We start from the raw sequence: 20,607 nt of genomic DNA on the forward strand, positions 1-20,607 counted from the left end.
CTAACTCAGGCCAAATATATCTCGGGTGAAGACCTTATCCGGCACATCCGCCAAATCGTCCGAGGCCCGGTTGGCGACGATGACATCGCTTTGCGCCTTAAAGGCCGCCAGATCATTGAGCACTTCACAGGCCATGAATTTCTTTTTCTCAAGCGTGGGTTCATAGACCAGCACCCGAATGCCCGCATCACGAATGCTGCGCAGCACACCCTGGATGGAGCTTTGCCGAAAATTGTCGGAGCCCGCTTTCATCGCAAGCCGGTAGATGCCCACGGTTTCAGGGGCCATGGCGATGACCTGATCGGCAATAAATTCCTTGCGGGTCTTGTTGGCCTGCACGACCGCGCGCATCAGGTTTTGCGGGACATCGGAAAAATTGGCCAGCATCTGTTTGGTGTCTTTGGGCAGGCAATAGCCGCCGTAGCCAAAGGAAGGATTGTTGTAATGTGTCCCGATCCGGGGATCGAGGCCGATGCCGTCGATGATCTGGCGCGCATCCATGTTCTGGCTCAGTGCGTAGCTGTCCAATTCGTTAAAGAAGGCCACGCGCATGGCCAGATAGGTGTTGGCAAAGAGCTTGATGGATTCCGCTTCCTCCGCACCGGTGAAGAGCACGTCGATGTTCTCTTTTTCGGCCCCCTGCACCAGCAGATCGGCAAAGGCATGTGCAGCGGGCGTGTCGGCACCCACCACAATGCGCGAGGGGTGCAGGTTGTCATAAAGCGCCTGACCTTCGCGCAGAAACTCAGGGCTGAAAAAGATCCGGTCGGTGCCAAGTTCCGCCCGCAGCCGGGTGATGAACCCCACCGGAACGGTAGACTTGATCACAATGGGGGCGGTGTCGTTCAGCTGGCAGGCTTGCGCTGCGACCGCCTCAACCGATGAGGTGTCAAAGAAGTTAGTTTTGGTGTCATAGTCGGTTGGCGTGGCGATCAAGATCAGATCAGCCGCGCGGCAAGCGGCCTCTGCGTCGGTGGTGGCGCGCAGATCAAGATCGCGGGTGCTGAGCCAGTCAGACAGCGCCGCTTCCTCTAACGGAGAGATGCCAGCGTTGATCTGGGCCACACGTTCTTGCGCGATGTCCACGGCGGTGACGCTGTTGTGCTGGGCCAGAAGAACGGCGTTGGATAGGCCCACGTATCCTATCCCAAAGACAGCAATATTCATTAAATCGTCCAGCCCACCAAAATTGCGACAGGTTTTTCATATTCGGGGCAGGCTGGCAAGAAGCCAGCCGTTGCATGGCCCGGCCCGTCAGGCGAGAGTGGGGAAGAGAGGGAAGGACAACAGATGCCGCATCTGACGATCGATTATTCTGCAAACCTCGAAGAGGTGATCAATTTCGCAGATCTATGTAACGCGCTGCGCGCGGCGATGGTGGATTTGCCGATCTTTCCTGCCGCAGGCGTTCGGGTGCGCGCCATTCCCGCCCCTCATTACAGCATCGCCGATGGCAATCCGGCGCATGGCTATATCGACATTTCGGTGCGTCTGCGGGCCGGACGTGCCTTGGCGGATAAGGAAACGGCCACCCAAGCGCTTTTTGATGTCGCTGAGGCCTTTGTGGCACCGGTCATGGCGCAGCGGCCCATCGCCCTGTCGTTTGAAATGCGCGACATTGATCCAGCACTTTCGCCCAAGACCGGGACCATTCGCGACCATCTTTGAGATGACCAAGGTGCCTTGCGTGACGCGGGCTTGCAGGTCGGCGGCGGCGATCTAGCTTTGGCGTGAAGGCGGGAGCGGTGCGATGCGACGTTTTTTGGCGGCAGTTCTTTTCGGGTGGCTTGGAGCCACAGCGGGCGCGGTTGAGATTGCGCCTGAAGATCTGGCGGCCATGCGTGCTGCCGATATCGTGCTGTTGGGGGAGATCCATGACAACCCGGCCCACCACCAAGGCCAGGGGCAGGTGATCCGCGATATTGCGCCCAGGGCTGTGGTTTTTGAGATGCTCACCCCTCAGATGGCAAGCACCCTGCGCGCCGTGGGCGTGACAGATTTGCAAGCGCTGGATGCCGCGATGGGATGGGAGGCCGCCGGGTGGCCGTCCATTGACATCTATGCCCCGGTCTTTGCCGCGCTGGGCACAGCGGAAGTGTTGGGGGCGGCGGTGCCACGTGAGACGGTGCGCGCGGCCTTTGGCGAAGGGGCGGCTGCGGTCTTTGGGGCAGAGGCTGCGCGCTTTGGTCTGACAGCGCCTTTGCCAGATGACCAAGCGCAGGCCCGTCAAGAGATGCAGTTTGAGGCCCATTGCGAGGCCATGCCACGCGAGATGATGGGCGGGATGGTGGAAGCTCAGCGCTTGCGCGATGCGCGCTTTTCGCAAACGGCGCTTGCCGCGCTTGAGGCCTTTGGCGCGCCGGTGGTGGTGATTGCGGGCAGTGGCCATGTGCGCAAAGACTGGGGGATGCCCCATATTCTGGCGCAGGCTGCACCTGACGTCCGCGTTTTTGCATTCGCCTTTGCCGAAGGGGCTGATGCGGCGCCCTATGACGGTGCGACTACAACCCAAGCCCCTGCCCGCGGCGATCCTTGTGCGGCCTTTCGCGACTGATGCGTTCCCCCGCATAGGCATGCGCTTGGGGCGCGCTTTGCCTTTTTGCTGAGAGGTGCTTGAGGGCGCACTGCGTCCTCAAGGCACCTCATCAAGGCTGGGGGCGATTCTGGCCGGCCTCAAGGACAAGCCAATCAAAGATTGGTCGCGTGCCGCGATCCTTGACCCCGTCCAGAATCACCGAAGGTGGGTGGCGTAGGTGGCGGGCAGCGTGACTTCGATCAACTCGCAATCTGCCGACGGATCGGTGTAGCGGGTGTTCAGGAAGGGCGGCAGCACAAAGGCATCACCCGCCACCAGCGCATGGCTGGCCGGGCCGGTGGTATCCGCCTCAAGCGTCAGGGAGCCTTCTTTGACAAAGGTGAAATGGATGTCCGTGTCGTGATGGTGCCAGGCGGGCGGGCCTTGCGTGCCATCGGGTTTGGCGACCTGAACCCCTGCAACCCCGGCGGTGCCAGTCCCAATGCCTGTATCACGCGCAATCCAGCCGGGCAGGCGCCAGGGCGACCAGGTGGCCTCAGCCTCTTTGTGGTGGACAAATTTGGTGCCCTGCCAGCTGCGGTTGGGATCACCTGTGCCATTGGGCAGCGTCATGTCGTGGTCAATCGTGGTGATATGTTCGGCGGGCACGCCGATCTCCAAAACCTCAACGTTATCTGAGGCTTCGAGCACGCGGTGCCGGATCTGTGGGGGCTGGATCACACAATCGCCTGCGCCCAGAATAAAGGGATCCCCCTGATCCTCATAGACCAGCCGCACCCAGCCGCGATAGCAAAAGATCAGCTGAAAACCGACCACGTGGTAGTGCACCATGTCGGGCACCGGACCGCCATCTGGGATGCGGATGTGGCTGGCGATGATGGAGCCGCCCAGCCGGTCGGTGATCAGATCGCGGTAATGCATGCCAGCGCGCCCGATGATCCAGGCATCGCTGTCGGCAAGGTGGCGCACCATGAAGGCGTGCTGTGTCTCGGGGATGGTCAGATCGGGGTCCGCGTCATGAAAGCTGATCTGGTTGCCGCTGGGGGAGGTGCGGGTCTGGCCGATGTGAGGCTTGCCTGCAGGCCCTGTTACATAGGCCCGGACATGACCGGGGGCTGCTGTGCTGCCCCGCTCAAGCCGCAACCGCAGCCCATGCCCGGAGATCACCGCGACGGCGGGGTCATCTGCGGGATAGATCGTATCGAGGCGAAACCCCAGATCGCCGAGGAAAAACGGCATTTCGGATTTGAGATCCGTGACAGGCAAGACGGCTTCGGCCTGGGCGATGGCGTCTTGGGGCAGGGGGGCTGTTTTGTCATGGGGGTGCCCTTTTTGATGGTGGTTGGGGGCAACATTTCAACTTCGCAGGCCAAGCGCAATGCACGTGTGGCGCGAATGGGCCTGGGTATGCAGGCCGGGTGCCACCAAAAATAGCACAATGGGCCCTTAAAATGCGGATTCTGATAGGTTTCTCTTTGCAAATGCCGGTTGAACTGGCAGGAGTTTTCCCGGGGAAAGATTGCCAAACGTGTCCTGGTATTTGTGGGCTCGCACTGCAAGGGGTTTGTTTCTTGCAAATTTATTTTGGAATTAGAGTTTGATGGTATTTTTTCATCAGCGCCGTTTGGGCGCGATTGCGGCGTTATTTTGCGCCATTGGTTTTATTGGAACGGGCGCGTCAGCCGAAAGCCTGAAATCAGCGGTACGGGCCGCTGTCACCAGCAACCCGGCGGGGCAGGCAGCCGACGCTGATGTGCGTGCCACCCTTTTTGAGATGCTGGAGCTGCGCGGTGAATATCAGCCCGAGGTCACCGTTTTTGGTGAGCTGGGCGGGCAGATCGTGGACAACCCAGCAAGCCTTTCTGCAGCAGAGAACAACCAGTTCAAGGAAACCGGGCAGATCGGGATCGCGGTGGAATACACGCTTTTTGACGGGCACCGGCGCGAAAACCTGGTCTACCGCAATGCCACGCGGCTGGATGCCAGTATCCTGCGCCAGATGGATGCCTCTGAGACCTTGGCGCTGAATGCGGTAGAGGCCTATATCGACGTGATCCGCTTGCGCGGTTTGGCGCAGCTGGCGGCAGATAACATTGCCCGGCATGAAGACATTGGCGCGCAGGTGCGCGATCTGGTCAATGGCGGGCGTTTGCCCCGCTCTGATGGCTTCTTGGTGGATGACCGCATCGCGGCGGCGCGGGATGCCAAGATCGGGATTGATCAATCCCTGGCCAACGCCAAGGCGCGTTATATCCGTGTGGTGGGCCATGCCCCAAAAGGCAAGATGCATGTGCCAGGTGTCAAAGCCCTGCCCAAAGATCTGCGTGCCTTTCAGGGCACCGCCGTGCGCAACAGCTACCGGGTTCGGATTGCAGACAAAGTTGCCACTGAGGCGCGGTTTGATGCCTCCATCAAGGGGGCTGAGCGTAAGCCACGGGTGACGTTGAACGCAGGTGTGACCCATGGGGTGAACCGGGACGGGAACAAGGCCAAACGCTCAGACGCGTTTGTTGGACTGCGCATGAACTGGACGCTTTATAACGGGCGCCGCCCCGCGCAAGAGGCCGGATCAAAAGAGCGTATTCGCCAGGCCGAGATGGAGCGCCGGGTGGCCGCAGAAGAGGTGCGCGAACTGGCCGCACGCACCTGGAACGCCTATGTGAAGAACGTGGAGCGTAGTCGGCTTTTGGACAAGCAGCTGCGGGCAAACAACATGATCGTGCGGCAGTACCGCGATGAGCTGAACGCCGCGAAGCGATCACTGATTGATCTGTTGGAAGCGGAGCGGACGGTGTTCAACGTCAAGTTCCAGAAAGCCAGCTCAGACGCGGCGCTGACCTTTAGCCGCTACCGCATTCTGGCGGCGCAAAGCCGGTTGGCGGCCCATTTCGGATTGGCGCAAAGCCATGTGATCTTTGCCCCCAATTATGAAGAGCAAGCGCGCAAATCACCGCGGGCGGCCGTCTTTAACACGGTTGTCGAACCGCTCAGATGACGGAGCCGCACGAAGGCCATCCGGGACTGGCTGTTGTGGCCTGGTTTGCGGATGCCCTGGGCACCCCTTTTCGCAAGCCGCCGTGCTGGCGCGGTTGCCAAGCGATCCTGATCCCACAGACAGGGCCATGATGGGCCGTGCCCTGGCGGCGATTGGGTTGCGCAGCAAATTGGCGCGGCGTGATCTGCGGCGGATTGATCCGATTGTTCTGCCCTGCGTGGTTTTTGACAAAGAGGATGGGCGGCCCCTGGTGCTGCGCGCGCTGGCCGAGGGCGGCACCGCCGCTGAGGTGCTTGATCCGGCCACGGGTCCCATGGTGGAGGAACGCAGCCTGAAAGAGCTGCGCCGCCAAACCGACGGGATGGTCATGCTGATCACGCCTGAGGGCACGCGCGGCGAAAGCCTGCTGTCGCCGCAAACCCGTGCGGCGGTGCAGACACAGCGGCATTGGTTCTGGACGCCTTTCTGGGCCAATTGGACGGTTTGGGTTCAGATCATCCTGGCGGTCTTCGTGATCAACCTGCTGAGCGTGGCGCTGCCGCTGTTCGTGATGAACGTCTATGACCGGGTGATCCCCAATCTGGCCTATGTCACCTTGTGGACGCTGGCGCTGGGCGTTGCGATTGCGATGGGGCTGGACCTGCTGTTGCGTGTGCTGCGCAACGGGATGCTGGAGACCATCGGCAAGCGGGTCGACGTCAAGGCGGCGACAAGTGTGTTTCGCCAGGCCATGAATGTGAAACTGCTGGACCGCCCCGGCGGGGCGGCGGGCATCACCAACACGATCCGCGATTTTGAGATGGTGCGGGAATTCTTTGCCTCTTCCACCTTTATCGCACTGATTGATCTGCTGTTCATCGGGGTGTTCATCGCGGTGCTTTTCGCGATTGTGGGACCACTTGCCTGGGTGCCGTTGGTGGCGGTGCCTGTGGTGATTGTCATGGCTATTTTTGCCCAGATCCCGATTGGCCGCACGGTTGAAAAGGCGCAAGCCGTGGCGACGAAACGGCATGTGGTGCTGGTGGAGTCGCTCTTTGGTATTGAGACGGTCAAAAGCCTGAACGCCGAACCCGTGATGCAGCGCGAATGGGAAAAGGCGGTGGCGCAATCCGCGCTGATTTCAGGGCGGACGCGGTTTTGGTCAAACTTTGCGGTGTCGGGCACGATGCTGACGCAACAGGCGGTCAGCGTGGCGATCATCGTCTGGGGTGTGTTTCTGGTGGCGGATGCGCAGATCACCATCGGCGGGCTGATTGCCGCCAATATTCTGGCAGGGCGCATGCTGGCCCCCTTGGGCAGCATTGCGCAAACGCTCTTTCGGGCGCAACACGCGGTCAAGGCGATGCGCGCCTTGTCGGTGTTTATGAAGCTGCCTGTTGAGAACGCCGATGTGGTCAGCAACAGCCTGCGCGTGCGCGCGGGCGCGCTTGAATTCAAGGACGTCAGTTTCTCTTACCCCGATGCACCTGTCGCCTCTTTAAACGGCGTGTCCTTTTCGGTTGCGCCGGGTGAGGTTGTGGCCCTTTTGGGCCGCGTCGGGTCAGGCAAAAGCACGCTGGGCAAGCTGTGCAACGGCTTGCTGCGGCCTTCGTCGGGCATCGTGCTGGTCGATGGTCAGGAGATTGGCCAATACGATCCGGCTGAGCTGCGCGAGGGTGTCGCCTATCTGACGCAAGAGACGGATCTTTTCACCGGCACCATCCGCGAAAACCTGGTGGTGGGCCGGCCCCATGCCACCGACGCAGAAATCCACCGCGCACTTTATTTTGCTGGGATGGAAGTTTTCATCTCAGAAAATCCCGAAGGGTTGCACCAGTTCATTGGCGAAAAGGGCAACCGCCTGTCAGGGGGCAACGGCAGGGTCTGGCCTTGGCGCGGATGATCCTGAAACGGCCCAAACTGGCGTTTCTGGATGAGCCGACGGCGGCCATGGACCAGCAGATGGAGGCCACCATCGCCGCACGTCTGGGAGAGTTGGCGCAAGAGGGTATGGGGCTGATCCTCTGCACACACCGCCAGTCACTGGCCGATGTGGCAGGGCGCGTTATTGTGATGGATCGCGGGCGCAAGGCGCTGGATGGGCCGCGCGCCGAAGTGGCCGCACAGCTGCGCGCGCTGTCAGCGGCCAAGGCGGCGGAGTAGCGCGATGTTTCGAAACGCCGACGACAGCGAATACATCAACGACATCTCCGGTGCGGAGCTGGTGGACCGGGGGGCAGCCACTGGAAGCTGCTGTTGTTGGTCCTCGCAGGCGTTGGGGCCTTTCTGGCACTAGGCGTTCTTTTATGAGATCGAAGAGGTCACGCGCGGCCAGGGCCGGGTGATCCCTTCAACTCAGGTGCAGATCGTGCAGTCTTTGGAAGGCGGCATCGTGCGCGCCATTGAGGTCGCCGAAGGCGATACCGTTGACGCAGGCGCGGTGCTGATTGAGCTGGATGATACCGGCTTTGCGGCTGAGCAGGGCGAGCTGTTGGAGCAAGAGGCCGCGTTGCTGGCCGAAAAGGCGCGGCTTGAGGCTGAGGCTGGATTGGCGGAAGCGTTGGACTTCCCGACAGGTTTGGCCGCACGCAACCCTCTGGCAACAGGCGCTGAGCAAGAGGTGTTCCTGTCCCGTCGCATCCAGTTGGAGCGTGAGATGTCCGTGCTCGACAAACGGTTGAACCAGCGTCAGGCAGAGCTGGCAGAGCTGGAAGCGTTGCGCGAGAAAATCAGCTTTACGCTGGCCCCGCTGGAAGAGGAAATCGCGCTGAGCGAAGATCTTTTTGCGCGCGGGGCCATTCCCCAGATCGAATTGCTGCGCCTGAAATCGCGCCACGCTGAGCTGCGGGGGGATCTGGGTGTGGCCGACGCCTCTGGCCCGCGCATCGCGGCGAGCATTGCAGAGGCGGAAAGTGCGATGGCAGCCGCGCAGGCGTCATATGTGTCCTCCGCCCGTGAACGGTTGGCCCGGCTGCAGGTGGAATTGGCCGTTGTGCAAGAAGGCCTGCGCGCAGCCAATGACCGGGTGACGCGCACGGCTGTGCGCGCGCCAACGCGAGGCACCGTCAACACCGTCAACGTGGCCACCATCGGCGCCGTGGTCCAACCCGGCGCGCCGCTGGTGGAGATCGTGCCGGTTGATGACCGGCTGCTTATTGAGGTGGATGTGCGTCCGCAGGACGTGGCGTTTATCAGCCCCGGTGCAGAAGCAAACGTTAAGATCACCGCCTATGATTACCTGGTCTATGGGGCGCTGACCGGGCGTGTCACGCGGATCGGGGCCGATACGATTGAAAACAGCCAGGACGAGGCGTTTTTTCGCATCGTGGTTGAGACGGATCAGGTGCATCTGGGGACAGAGGACAAAAGGCTCGATATCATCCCCGGCATGGTGGCCACCGTCGATATCCAGACCGGGCGTAAGTCGGTGTTAAACTACCTCAGCAAACCGGTCTTGCGCGCCCAGCAAGAGGCGCTGCGGGAGCGGTAGGCGCAATCGCGGCGTATCCTTGGCGGGGTGCTGGGGCTGGCGCCTGAGCCATTGATCTTACAAAAGAAAACGCGGACGCGTTATTTTGATGTGGCCACGAAAACACCGTCCCAATCTGCGGGCACGGGGGTTGCGTGGATCTCAGCCAGACGGGTGCGATAGAGGGCTGTGTAGGTGCGCAGGTTCAGCTCCGCCTCTTTCGCTACCGCATCAATATCGTCCAGCCGTTGGCTGGCCGTGTCCCACTCCTGGCCCCGGTACGCGATAAGCATGGCGGCGTTATGCTCTTTTAGCTTTGCAAAGGCGGCGTTGCCTGCCAGCGTCTCATCCCCAAAAAGCCCAAAGACATGGGCCGGTTCGTTCTTGCCTTTGACGCGTATCAGGTCCAGCTCCAGCACCGCAAAGATGTCTTCTACGGGGCCTGCGGTGTCCGCGCCCAGGATGATGCCCACGCCATAGGTTTTGGACTGGCCTTCCAAACGGGACGCAAGGTTCACGGCATCCCCCAGCGCGGTATAGTCAAAGCGGGTGTCTGAGCCCATGTTGCCCACGACACAATCGCCTGTGTTAATGCCAATGCCCACATCGATGCGGTGAATGTCTTCGCCGGTCTCTGCCGCCTCAGCCTCACGTTCGGTATTCAGGGCTTCAACATCGGCCAGCATCTTGAGCGCGGCCCGGCAGGATGAGCGGACGTGATCAGGGTGGTCAATCGGCGCGTTCCAAAAGGCCATGACCGCGTCGCCCATGAACTTATCAATCGTGCCGCTGTGGTGCAGGATCGCGTCTGACAGCACGGTCAGGAAGCGGTTCATCAGGTGGGTCAGTCCTGATGGATTGTCTTTGAAGCTTTCGGAAATCGTCGTGAAGCCGCGCACATCAGAGAATAGGATCGACAGCGGACGCCGCTCGCCCCCCAGGATCAGACGGTCGGGGTCTTCGGACAACTGGTTGACCAGATCGGGCGAGACATATTGACCAAAGGCCCCGCGAATGCGGCGGCGTTCCTGTTCTTCGCGCAGGTAGTTGGCGGTGGCCATGAACATCGCAATCACCGCCACGGCAAAGGTGGGATAGGTCGGATCCAGCATCAGCCGGTATTCGGTGAAGGCGTAGAAGGACGCAAAGGTGTATCCGCCCATGACGACAACGGTGCTGAGCAGCGTAAAGGTGGCCCCCAGAAACGGCACAAGGATGATCATCAACAGCCCTAGAATGGCGATGGTCACCAGTTCCACACCAATGGCGTAGTTGGGGCGGATCAGCATGGATTTACCCAGGATATTCTCCAGCACCTGCGCGTGTATTTCGACACCGGCCATGGAAACCCCCAGCGGGGTGGCGCGGAAATCCTCGAGCCCGATGGCCGAGGTGCCTACAAACACTAGCTGCCCGCGCAACCGGTTGGGGGGCAGGCGGTCCATCAGGATGTCCGCGGCCGAGACATAGCGCTCGCGTGATGCGGGCGAGAAATAGGGCCAGACCGTGCCGTCGCGGTAGGTGGAAATGAGCTGGCGCGCCACGACAACGCCGTCGATGCCTGCCGCGTTGGATTTGATCGCAAAGGCCCCGCCGCCGGTGGCCACCCGCAACAGCTCAACCGACAGGCCAAGGCGGATTTGATCCTGCACCGTCATCACCAAAGGTACGCGACGGAACACGCCATCCGTATCGGGGCGCACAGTAAAGATACCGCGCCCCGTGGCCACGGCATCAAGCTCGGGCATGTTTTGCACCAGGTCGGGGAACTTCAGCATAAAGGGTTTGGGATCATTCCCCAAAAACGCATATTCCACCTTTGGCCCAGGGCGTTTCGGACCATCGCTGCCGTCCTCTGAGCGGATGCTGGTTTCACCCACGATGATCCGGCTTTGGGCAAAGGCCTGCGCCAGTACGGTATCGCCACGCGGCAGCGCGCTGAGTGCGGCGCGAATGTCCTCAGGCAGGTCTTCGTTGTCTTTGGCGATGTTTTCCGGCGACAGCCGGTCAGGATTGGCAAAAATAATATCGAAGGCGGTGGCAACGGCCCCAGCCTCGCGCGTTTTGTCCACCAGATCGGCGATGGTGGTGCGGGGCCAGGGCCATTGGCCAATTTCCTCTAGGCTTTTGTCATCCACATCGATGATGGTGACAGGGAAGGGCTGTTTTTCCCGCGGCTTAATCTGTTGATAAAGATCGAACGCCTGAAACCGGAAAGTCTGGATAAACTCGTGGTCCCAGATCCGGACCAGCAACAACAGACTAAGCAGGCCCAACGCAACAGCGCGGCCCCAATCAAATTTCCGAATGATCCATTTGATTGCTTTCATTTGGGCCCGTCTGAATTTGCTCCGACCCTATGCCGAATTATGGCCGCAGGGCAACGGGTTGGCTGCACAAATGGCAGGCACTCCATTTCACGGGAAAGTAGAAGCCGCCATTCTTTTGCCGTAATTTCTTGTCCCACAAGTGAAACTAGTAGAATATCAGCACATTATTTTATTTCATTTTTTAGGATGAGTATTTTGTCTCTTGATGACCATTCCAGCCATTCGCTGCCGGAAGCAATGCTGCGTATTTCTGCAGACGATACCGGCACTTGGCATGTACCCGAAACGATTGCGCTTTTCACCGCTGAATTCAGCCGAGAGCAATTCGATCTGATCATCGAAACCCAGGACGGCCAGAGCGTTCGGTTGGATGGATATTTCGCTGAGGCGGTGCTTGGTGATGTGGTGTCGCACGACGGGGCGGCCCTGCGCGGCGCGGTTGTTGAAAAGCTGGCAGGCCCGCTTTTCCCCGGCCAATACGCCCAGCTGGGCGGGGCCGATTTGGCCAACGCGATTGGTCAGGTTGAAACGCTTGAAGGGGTTGCATTTGTGCAGCGCACCGACGGCGTTGTCGAAGAACTGGAGATTGGCACCAAGGTGTTTCAGGGCGACGTGGTGCGCACGGAGAACGGCAGCACCCTGGGCCTGACCTTTGCGGATGGGACGATCTTCACGCTCGCCTCCGGCTCACGTATGGTGCTGGATGAGCTGATTTATGATGCTCAAGCAACTGATAACTCAGGTGTTTTCAATCTGATTGAGGGCAGCTTTGTTTTCATCGCCGGGCAGGCGGCGAAAACCGGTGGGATCGAAATTAACACGCCTGCCGCCACGATGGGCATCCGGGGCACCACCGGTAAGATCGACATTCAAACCGCCAATGGTGTGTCGACGGTCACGGTGTCGCTGAACCCTGACCCTGATGGCGGGCTTGGCGCGATTGAGCTTTTTGATCTTTCCGGCAACCTGATTTCGACCATCACCAGCACCGATACGAAATGGATCATCCGCCCCCCTTTACCAATGAGCCGCCCATTGAGGTTGAGCGTGACACCATTGATCTGGGCAGCGATGCCCCTCTGCTGACCCAGGCGCTGGCCGCCTTCCAGTGCGGCGGTTACACGGGTGGATCAGGGTGAGACATTTGTGGAATTGCCCGACGCCGAAGGCGAGGTGCAAGAAGAGGTCCAGCAACCCGAATTCCAGGAAGAAGAAGCCCCCGAGGAGGCAGAGCCGTTGCGCCCTGCGCCGCTGGATGAAACCGGCACCGGTGACGGCGAAGAGGGCAGATCGGGCACCGGCAATCCAGAGCTTGATGGCACTGACGAGCCGATCATCGACGAAGAAGCGCCCGGACCCGACAGCGATGATGACGATGCATCGCTTGATGCGGCCCCCACCGGGCCACAAACGGACTTCGCTGAAAACGGATCGGGTGTTGAGTTTTCCAACCTCTCCGTTCAGGTGGTTGAGGACGGGGCAGTGGTGGATGCATTGCCCATCACCACCCGCTCAGGTGAGACGATTGAGGTGGCCTTGGCGCGCGGCGCTGAAAACGGTCTGGTGATCCTCGCAGGTGACGGCACATTTACCTACACGCCTGATCCCGATTTTGAAGGCACGGACAGCTTTGTCGTCTCAGGCACGGACGAAAACGGGGAGCAGCAGGAATCTGTCATCACCGTGGTTGTGGACCCGGTTAATGACGCGCCTGTCGTGAACCTTCGGGTGGCCAACGCCTCCAGTCTGGAAGAGGGCGATGGCGCGCCTGCGGGCAGCGGCTCTGTCACCGGGACGTTGACCTATGTGGATGTCGACGAAGGCGGCGAAAGGGGCAGCTGGAGCATTGCCGCAGCCGCAGAAAACACAACGTCTTTCGGCACCATCTCCATTGATCCGGTAACGGGCATTTGGCGCTATGATCTGGATCAGGAAGCGACCGATACGCTGATCGACGGCGAGGTTTTTGAAGAAAGCTTCGTTGCCACGATCACCGACGCCGAAGGGGCCAGCGATGTCAGTACGCTGGTCATCACCATTGAAGGCACCAATGACGCGCCGCAGATCTCTGCCAGCCTGGAAGACACCCAAGGGTTCCTGGTCACCGGCCCCGGCAGCGATAATCTGCCCGATGCGTCGGCAGGTGGGACGGCCAGCGGCACGCTCAGCTACACCGACGTTGATGAGCGCGGCGCTGCGGCACAGTGGAGCATTGTCGCTGATGCGGGCAATGAGACCGATTTCGGGACCATGGTCATTGATGCCGCAACCGGCAACTGGACCTTTACGCTGCCCTCTGATGTACCGGTGCCGCTGGGCAATGGGGATGCCGTCACGCAGGTCTATAACGCCACCGTGACGGATGCCCAAGGCGCCAGCAGCCTACAGGCCATCACCATCACCTTGGTCGGCACGAATGAGGCGCCGGTCATTGAGTTCTCCATCGAAGACATCAGTGCGACAGTTGTTGAGGATGGCTTTGGCACCGATCCGGCACCCTCTTTGCGCGTGATCCCGGCTGAGGACAGCACCCGCAACGCCCGCCGCCTGAACGAACAGGATGAGGCCGGCAGCGCCGATGCCACAGGCACCTTGCGCTATGTGGATCAGGATGGCCAAGCTGGTGCGGCCACATGGTCGGTTGAGCCTGAAAGCGCCACGCTGGGCTCCATGACCATCAACGAAGTGACCGGGGCCTGGGAATATTTCCTGGATCAAGAGGCCGCCAACAGTCTACGCCAGGGCGATGAGGTGGTTGAGACCTTTATCGCCACGGTCACAGACCCCTTTGGCGCAACAGCCAGCCAGGTGATCACCATCACCGTGCAAGGCTCTAACGATGCCGCTGACTTGATCGCAGATCCGCAGCAGCTGTCGGGCGTGGTGGCCGAAGACGGCGTGGCCACCGCGACGGGCCAGCTGAATTTCGTGGACCCCGACGCGCAACCGGGGGAGGCCGCCACTTGGGCTGTTACCGCCGATGGCGGCAGCCGTGGCACGATGGAGATTGATGCGGTGTCGGGCCAGTGGCTCTATACCCTTGATCCCGCACTTGCCAACGGTCTGGCCGCAGGCGAGCCTGAGGTTGAGACCTTTACCGCCACGGTCACAGACAGCTTTGGCGCGACCGCGTCCCAAACGATCACAATCACTCTGAACGGTGTGAATGACGCCCCTGCCTTTGCCGCAGGATCTGTCACCGTTGCCAAGACTGAGCCAAGCGCCACGCTTGATCTGACCACCCTGGGCAGCGATCCCGACGCGGGTGAAGATGGTGCCTCACTCAGCTATGCGATCTCTGGCGCGCCAACGGAAGGCTCGGCCAGCATCACAGATCAGGTGCTGACCTTTAACACCGACAGCGCGTTCAACGACCTTTCAGAAGGCGATAGCCGGGATGTTGAGGTTGAGATCACAGTCACAGACGCCTTTGGTGAAACATCTGTTGGCACCGTGACCGTCACCGTGACGGGCAGCAACACGGGCCCGGTGATCACCTCCCTCGCGGCCGATGCCACGGGCAGCGTCACGGAAAATGGTGCTGGTAAAATTGCCTTACCCGCCACAGCAAGCGGCACGCTAAGCTACACGGACGATGATGCGGCCTCTCCCACCGAAGGTGTGTGGAGTATTCAACCGGTCTCAGCGTCTTACGGCACCGCCGCGATTGATGCGACCACAGGCGAATGGACCTATACGCTGGACAGCACGTTGTCGGACAGCCTGACCGAAGGCGAAACGGTGCAGGACACCTTCCTGGCCGCAATCCAAGACGTCGATGGCCAGTCCGACACCCAGCAAATCGCCATCACAATCACCGGCTCAAACGACGCGCCGACCTTGGACGCCGCGGTCCTTACCCCGGGCAAGGCAGACCCATCGGTCACACTGGACCTGACCACAGTGGGCGATGACCCTGACGCTGGCGAGGATGGGGACTCGCTGACCTACACGGTCTCTGGCACGCTGAGCGAAGGCTCGGCCAGCATCACCGACAAGGTGCTGACCTTTAACACCGACGGCGATTTTGATGACCTTGCAAGCGGCCAAAGCCGTGAGGTTGATATTGAGATCACCGCTACCGACGGCGCGGGTGCTGCCACCATGGGGATCGTGACCGTCACCGTGACGGGCAGTAACACGGGGCCGGTGATCACCTCGATAGAGGCCGATGCCACAGGCAGCGTAATCGAAGCAGGCAGCGCCAACGCAGGCGGCACCGCCACGGCAGGCGGCACGCTAAGCTACACCGACGATGATGCGGCCTCTCCCACCGAAGGCACTTGGAGCATCGCGCCGCTCTCAGCCGCTCTTGGCTCCGCGGCGATCGACGCGACCACGGGTGAATGGACCTACACGCTGAACAATACCGCAGCCGAAAGCCTGGCGGAGGGCGTGACAACACAAGACACGTTCGTTGCTACGATTGAGGATGCGGCTGGCCTGACAGCCACGCAGCAGATCACGGTGAACATCACCGGCGCAAATGACGCGCCGACCTTTTCCAACGGGGCGGGCACCGTCGACAAGGATGCCGCAGGCGTTTCAGTTGAGCTGGCGCCTTTGGCCTCTGACCCCGATGCGGGCGATACGCTGACCTTTGCACTGTCAACCAGCAGTGCCACAAGCTCCGTCATCTCTGACCCAACACCAACCCCCAACATCACATTAAGCGGCAGCACGCTTTCCTTTGATCCCAACGGCGCCTACGACAATTTGCTTGACGGGCAAAGCGCCCAGGTGGTGGTTGAGGTGCAGGTGTCAGACGGCACAGAGACCACCTTTGCGGCGGTGACCATTACGGTCACTGGCAATGGCGTTGCGCCCGTTATCATCGAGAACGAGTCTAATCTGACCGGTACCGTTGTGGAAGCTGGCGCGTCGGGCGCAGGTGTGGTGCAGGCCACAGGGCGCTTGTACTATGACGATACAGACGCGACCACGGCGACGGACGGTACGTGGTCCATCGTGCCAACAACTGCGTTTTACGGATCGGCAACGATTGACCCGGTGACTGGCCAGTGGACCTACACGGTCGACCAGAACGCCGCCGACTCCCTCAGAAAAGGGCAAACGGCAGACGACGTTTTCCTGGCGACGATCACGGACGATGACGGGCTGTCAGATACCGTTGAGGTCGCGGTGACCATCTCGGGCGCCAATGACGCGCCCGAATTTAACGCCCCCGCCGAAGAGCTGGTGGGCACGGTGACCGAAGACGGCACTTTGACCGCCTCTGGCCAGCTGAGCATTGTCGATCCTGATGCTGTGGAAGGCGAAGCGGTGGTTTGGTCTGTCCTGCCCGATTCGGTTGCTCGCGGGTCGATGGTGATCAGCGGTGCGGGGGAATGGACCTATACGCTGAGCAGTGCCGCTGCCAATAGTCTTGGCGCGACCGCCCCGGAAACAGAGACCTTTACCGTCACCGTGCGCGATGCAGAGGGCGACGAGACAACGCAGACCATCACGATCACCTTGAACGGGGTCAACGATGCGCCAACGCTGAGCGCGGGTGCACTGGCGGCGACCGAAGGTGGGCCAGAGGTCAGCTTGGATTTGACCGGTCTGGGGGATGACCCGGATGTGGACGACGACGGCAGCTCACTGACCTACGAGATTGTAACCGGCACGCCGGGGGCTACACTGAACGGCAGCACGCTGAGCTTTACAGCGGGTTCAGAATTTGACGATCTGGCCGAAGGGGCAACCCGCGATGTTACCGTGCGGATTGAGGCCACAGATGATCACGGTGCCACGGTTGAGAATGACGTCACGATTACGGTCACCGGGGTGGGGGATACGACCGGCGACACCTCAAGCGTTGATATCAACCTCTCGACGGAAGGGCTGAGCACCTATTCTTACGTTGACGCAGACATTGATTTCGCAACGGCCAAACTGTCCGCCGCCAGCAGCGGCGGCTACCTTGCCACCATCACCTCGCCAACGGAACAGGCCATCATTGACGCGCTTCGGCCCGTAGGGGGGCTTAGCGTTGGCTGGCTTGGTGGGGAAGACGTTGGCGTCACGACGGCCGTATGGCAGTGGAGCCAAGGCCCAGAAACGGGCGATACCTTCTGGCAGGGCGGGACAAGCGGCTCAACTGTGAATGGGTCCTTTGCGAATTGGACTGCTGGTCAGCCTGACGGTTTCGGTGAGACGGCGCTGCACCACTGGGGTGCAAGCGAATGGAATGATTTCAGCCCAACATCTGCCTTGGCCGGCTATTACCTAGAAACGGGCGGTTCTGTCACGGGCAGCTTGCCCGGATCTGGTCCCGGCCGAGGCGGAGAACGGACCTTTTCCTTGGATTCATCAGCTCCTGACTGGTTCAAACTGTCGGCGAGCGGAGACTGGACCGTTTTGGTCAATGATCCTGAGCTTCTTGCGATCGCAAGCGGGAATGAGGTCAGTTTTGACATTGAGTACTCCTATACCATCCCGTTGAGTACGGTTCTTGAAGACGGCACGTTAACCCTCAATATCACCGGTTCTAACCAAGCGCCTTTGGTGCAGGCTGGCACTGTGGCCGCGGTCGAAGGTGGTGATGCGGTGATGTTGGATTTGGCCTCGCTGGCCACGGACCCTGATACCGGCACCACGCTGACATATGCGCTGGTGGGCAGCCCGTCGGATGTGACCTTGTCTGGCAGCACGCTGACCTACACGCCGCCTGCGGAGATCACCGGGCTGGATCAGGGGGATACAACAGACATTGTTGTCAATTACTCCGTTTCAGATGGCGATGGATCCCTCGTTCAAAGCACGGTGACCTTCGCAGTCGCGGGGGCGGAAACAGCCAATGAGGCACCGGTTCTGGGCGCTGATCTTGAAACCATTGATATAGCTGCGGCTTCGGGGATACCGACCGGTGCAGTGCAATGGGGCGTGAATGGGCATTACTATCTCTATGTCCCCGGAAGCTTCCTATGGACAACCGCATTCGATGACGCACAGGCCAAAGGTGGATACCTTGCGACGATCACCAGCGAACCTGAGCAGCTGCATATTGAGACCATTTTGGCAGGCCGCGTCGCCTATGCGGGCGGAACCGACCAGGTTGATGAAGGGGTCTGGCGTTGGGCGGATGGCCCAGAGGCAGGTCTGGTGTTTTGGGTGGGCAATAGCATTGGCAATGGCGGGTTCTCTGTAGGCGGCGGGCTCACTGACCCATGGCAGTCGGGGCAACCCGTCCCATCCGCTGCAGAAGATGAAGACTATCTCCACTTGACCAACAATGGCGAGTGGAACGACATCTCAGCCGTTGGCGATTCAAATCAGTTCTTCGGCTACGTGCTGGAGTTTAGTGATCCAGTAAATACCACCAGCGGCTCCATTGCGACAAATGACAGTGACGATGAGGGGGACACGATTACCTATACCGTCACCTCCGCTCTGACGGGGGTCACCCTCGACGCCAATGGGACATGGACGTTCGATCTGACCAGCGCCAACTTTGTCGCTTTGGCCAAGGACGAAGAGGGCAGCTTTAGCCTGGGGTATGATGCTGATGACGGGCAAGGCAATGTGGTGGCGGGCACGCTTAACTTTAATGTCACCGGCACCAATGATGCGCCCATCGCGGCCACCTATGATTTAGACTACACGGAGGGTGGAGGGGCGCAGAACATTGATCTGTCAAACAATGTCATTGACCGCGACACCAATGATACCCTCACCCTGCTCAGTGTGAGTGGCACAGGCGGCGGCAGCTATGTCATTGACGCTATGACCGGCGATCCCAACACGATTGAACAGATCGCCTATACACCGGCCGCAGGGTTCGTTGGTGATGATGTGATCACCTATACGATTCAGGACAATAATGGCGCCCAGTCCACCGGCCAGATCACAATCACCGTGCCGGCTGCGCCCTTTACGCTGTCTGATCAGACGGCAACCTTTGATCCCTTTCAAGCCGGTCCCGATGGGCAACCTGGCTGGGCGCAATGGTCGGCATCTCCATCTGGTAATGACCACTTTTACAAGTTCTTTGATACTGAACTGACTTGGGGCGCTGCCGCCGCCGCCGCAGATGCTTTGGGCGGGTATCTGGCCACAATCACGTCCGCGGATGAGAACAGCTTTGTCTCAGGGCTTGCAGGCACGGGCAAGACCGGCTGGCTTGGCGGGTCGGATGCAGCGACCGAGGACACATGGGTTTGGGTTGAGGAGCCCGGCACCACTCCACCGACATTTGACGCTGGCTTTACGAATTGGAGCGGCTCTGAGCCAAACAATGGCGGTGGGTCAGGGATAGATGAAGATTACGTGGTCCTAAACGCCAATGGGGCTTGGAACGACGTGGCCTTTGACAGCCTGGATGCCTACGGCGGTGACGGCCAATCGGACCTCGGTTACTACGTCGAACATGAAGGCCCTGATCGCTTTGCAAGCGGCAGTCTCTTTAACTATGTGGAAGGCCTGACATCAGAGAGTTTTACCTTCTCTGTCGTCAGCGCGCCAACAGAATTTACCTTGGAATCTGATGGGTCCTGGCAATGGCAGATCACGGATCTGGGCAGCACAGATACCGTGCCAGTCACCTATTCCGTTACAACAGCATCAGGGTATACCACCCAAGGGGATTTGAACCTAACGCCTCAATTCTCCTCCCGCATCGACGTCACGCAACAAGACGGCTTTGTCGCGCCCACAGAGGCCGGCAGTTTTGGCACCTTGCCCACGCTGCTCAGCGAGGCGGTGGATCTCAGCGGGCTGAGCGCTTTGGGCGATACGGTTGCGGCTGAGGTTGATCTGAACGACGGGCGGGCGGACACGCTGATGGTCGACAGCGATGCGTTCCTGGCGCTCTTGGGCGAAGAGGGCCCAAGCACCGCCGCGATCACCATTGAAGCGGACCGCTTGGATACGGTGATGTTTGAGGACAGCGAAAACTGGACCATCTCTGAAACCGCGCCGCAAAGCTATACGGTTGCCGGGGCCGGGGGCGCGTTTGAGGTGCTGGGTGTCTTCGCCATGATCGACGTCGAAGGCGGCAACGTCATCGCCCCGAGCTAGGGCCAGGATCGATCAATCTCGCACCCCTGGTCTGACAGATTTTTCTCGTGACAAGGTTCATGAGGAAAATCCGTCAAATCCGAAGGGCGACAAAACCGCGTCCTTTCAGCAGCATGAGCCATTTGCAATGAGCCCGTTCGGCGCGGACATGTCTCAGACCACTGAAACTTCGCGGTTTTGACGCCAGTGGCGTGAGATGAACGGGTCCTGACCCTAAGCGCATGGCAGGGGGTGGTCACCGACCCCACTTGCGTTAGATATCCCTGCAACAGACGGA

At 60.1% G+C, this 20,607-nt stretch carries 11 protein-coding genes; 8 read left to right on the forward strand and 3 right to left on the reverse strand.

The features are described 5' to 3' along the window. Positions 1–1,167 (reverse strand): nucleotide sugar dehydrogenase, encoded by a 1,167-nt coding sequence (locus ACZ1HM_RS04350; protein WP_472741472.1) that lies wholly within the window; start codon positions 1,165–1,167, stop codon positions 1–3. Positions 1,168–1,290: 123 nt separating this feature from the next. Between ACZ1HM_RS04350 and ACZ1HM_RS04355 the strand changes: the two genes are divergently transcribed. Beyond that, positions 1,291–1,668, forward strand: coding sequence for a 5-carboxymethyl-2-hydroxymuconate Delta-isomerase (locus ACZ1HM_RS04355; RefSeq protein ID WP_472741474.1), 378 nt, complete (start codon positions 1,291–1,293; stop codon positions 1,666–1,668). Between the two features lie 82 nt (positions 1,669–1,750). Next, the gene (locus tag ACZ1HM_RS04360; protein WP_472741476.1) at positions 1,751–2,554 is read left to right on the forward strand and encodes a ChaN family lipoprotein; all 804 of its coding nucleotides are present in this window, start codon (positions 1,751–1,753) and stop codon (positions 2,552–2,554) included. A gap of 177 nt (positions 2,555–2,731) precedes the next feature. On the opposite strand, the gene ACZ1HM_RS04365 is transcribed toward ACZ1HM_RS04360, so the two are convergent. Further along, on the reverse strand, positions 2,732–3,775 hold the full coding sequence (locus ACZ1HM_RS04365) for a cupin domain-containing protein (protein ID WP_472744562.1): 1,044 nt from the start codon (positions 3,773–3,775) through the stop codon (positions 2,732–2,734). A 358-nt stretch (positions 3,776–4,133) separates the two neighbouring features. On the opposite strand from ACZ1HM_RS04365, the gene ACZ1HM_RS04370 reads away from it, so the two are divergent. The 4 genes from ACZ1HM_RS04370 (at position 4,134) to ACZ1HM_RS04385 (ending at position 9,000) form a co-directional block, all read left to right on the forward strand. Then, positions 4,134–5,531 (forward strand): TolC family protein, encoded by a 1,398-nt coding sequence (locus ACZ1HM_RS04370; RefSeq protein ID WP_472741478.1) that lies wholly within the window; start codon positions 4,134–4,136, stop codon positions 5,529–5,531. 127 nt (positions 5,532–5,658) lie between these two features. Further along, a complete protein-coding gene (locus tag ACZ1HM_RS04375) occupies positions 5,659–7,413 on the forward strand; it encodes an ABC transporter transmembrane domain-containing protein (RefSeq protein ID WP_472741480.1) in 1,755 nt (584 codons plus the stop codon). Further along, positions 7,401–7,673, forward strand: coding sequence for a hypothetical protein (locus tag ACZ1HM_RS04380; RefSeq protein ID WP_472741482.1), 273 nt, complete (start codon positions 7,401–7,403; stop codon positions 7,671–7,673). Before ACZ1HM_RS04375 ends, ACZ1HM_RS04380 begins: the two co-directional genes overlap by 13 nt. Positions 7,674–7,851: 178 nt before the next feature. Further along, positions 7,852–9,000, forward strand: coding sequence for an HlyD family type I secretion periplasmic adaptor subunit (locus tag ACZ1HM_RS04385; RefSeq protein WP_472741484.1), 1,149 nt, complete (start codon positions 7,852–7,854; stop codon positions 8,998–9,000). Between the two features lie 80 nt (positions 9,001–9,080). Here the strand turns inward: ACZ1HM_RS04385 and ACZ1HM_RS04390 are convergent, their stop codons facing one another. Beyond that, positions 9,081–11,309: a CHASE2 domain-containing protein gene (locus tag ACZ1HM_RS04390; protein WP_472741486.1), complete on the reverse strand. Its 2,229-nt coding sequence runs from the start codon at positions 11,307–11,309 to the stop codon at positions 9,081–9,083. 195 nt (positions 11,310–11,504) lie between these two features. Between ACZ1HM_RS04390 and ACZ1HM_RS04395 the strand changes: the two genes are divergently transcribed. Both ACZ1HM_RS04395 and ACZ1HM_RS04400 read left to right on the forward strand, forming a co-directional pair. After that, a complete protein-coding gene (locus tag ACZ1HM_RS04395; RefSeq protein WP_472741488.1) occupies positions 11,505–12,395 on the forward strand; it encodes a FecR family protein in 891 nt (296 codons plus the stop codon). A gap of 60 nt (positions 12,396–12,455) precedes the next feature. Continuing rightward, positions 12,456–20,330 carry a VCBS domain-containing protein gene (locus ACZ1HM_RS04400; protein ID WP_472741490.1) on the forward strand — a complete coding sequence of 2,625 codons (7,875 nt, stop codon included), beginning with the start codon at positions 12,456–12,458 and terminating at the stop codon, positions 20,328–20,330. Positions 20,331–20,607: the final 277 nt, after the last annotated feature.

The organism is Sulfitobacter sp. GN1-4 (assembly GCF_055693825.1).

Bases quoted from the DNA above. Each gene is read 5' to 3' on its own strand.
- ACZ1HM_RS04360 (WP_472741476.1), top strand. From the start codon at position 1,751: ATGCGACGTTTTTTGGCGGCAGTTCTTTTCGGGTGGCTTGGAGCCACA.
- ACZ1HM_RS04375 (WP_472741480.1), top strand. From the start codon at position 5,659: ATGATGGGCCGTGCCCTGGCGGCGATTGGGTTGCGCAGCAAATTGGCG.
- ACZ1HM_RS04355 (WP_472741474.1), top strand. From the start codon at position 1,291: ATGCCGCATCTGACGATCGATTATTCTGCAAACCTCGAAGAGGTGATC.
- ACZ1HM_RS04350 (WP_472741472.1), bottom strand. From the start codon at position 1,167: ATGAATATTGCTGTCTTTGGGATAGGATACGTGGGCCTATCCAACGCC.
- ACZ1HM_RS04390 (WP_472741486.1), bottom strand. From the start codon at position 11,309: ATGAAAGCAATCAAATGGATCATTCGGAAATTTGATTGGGGCCGCGCT.
- ACZ1HM_RS04365 (WP_472744562.1), bottom strand. From the start codon at position 3,775: ATGCCGTTTTTCCTCGGCGATCTGGGGTTTCGCCTCGATACGATCTAT.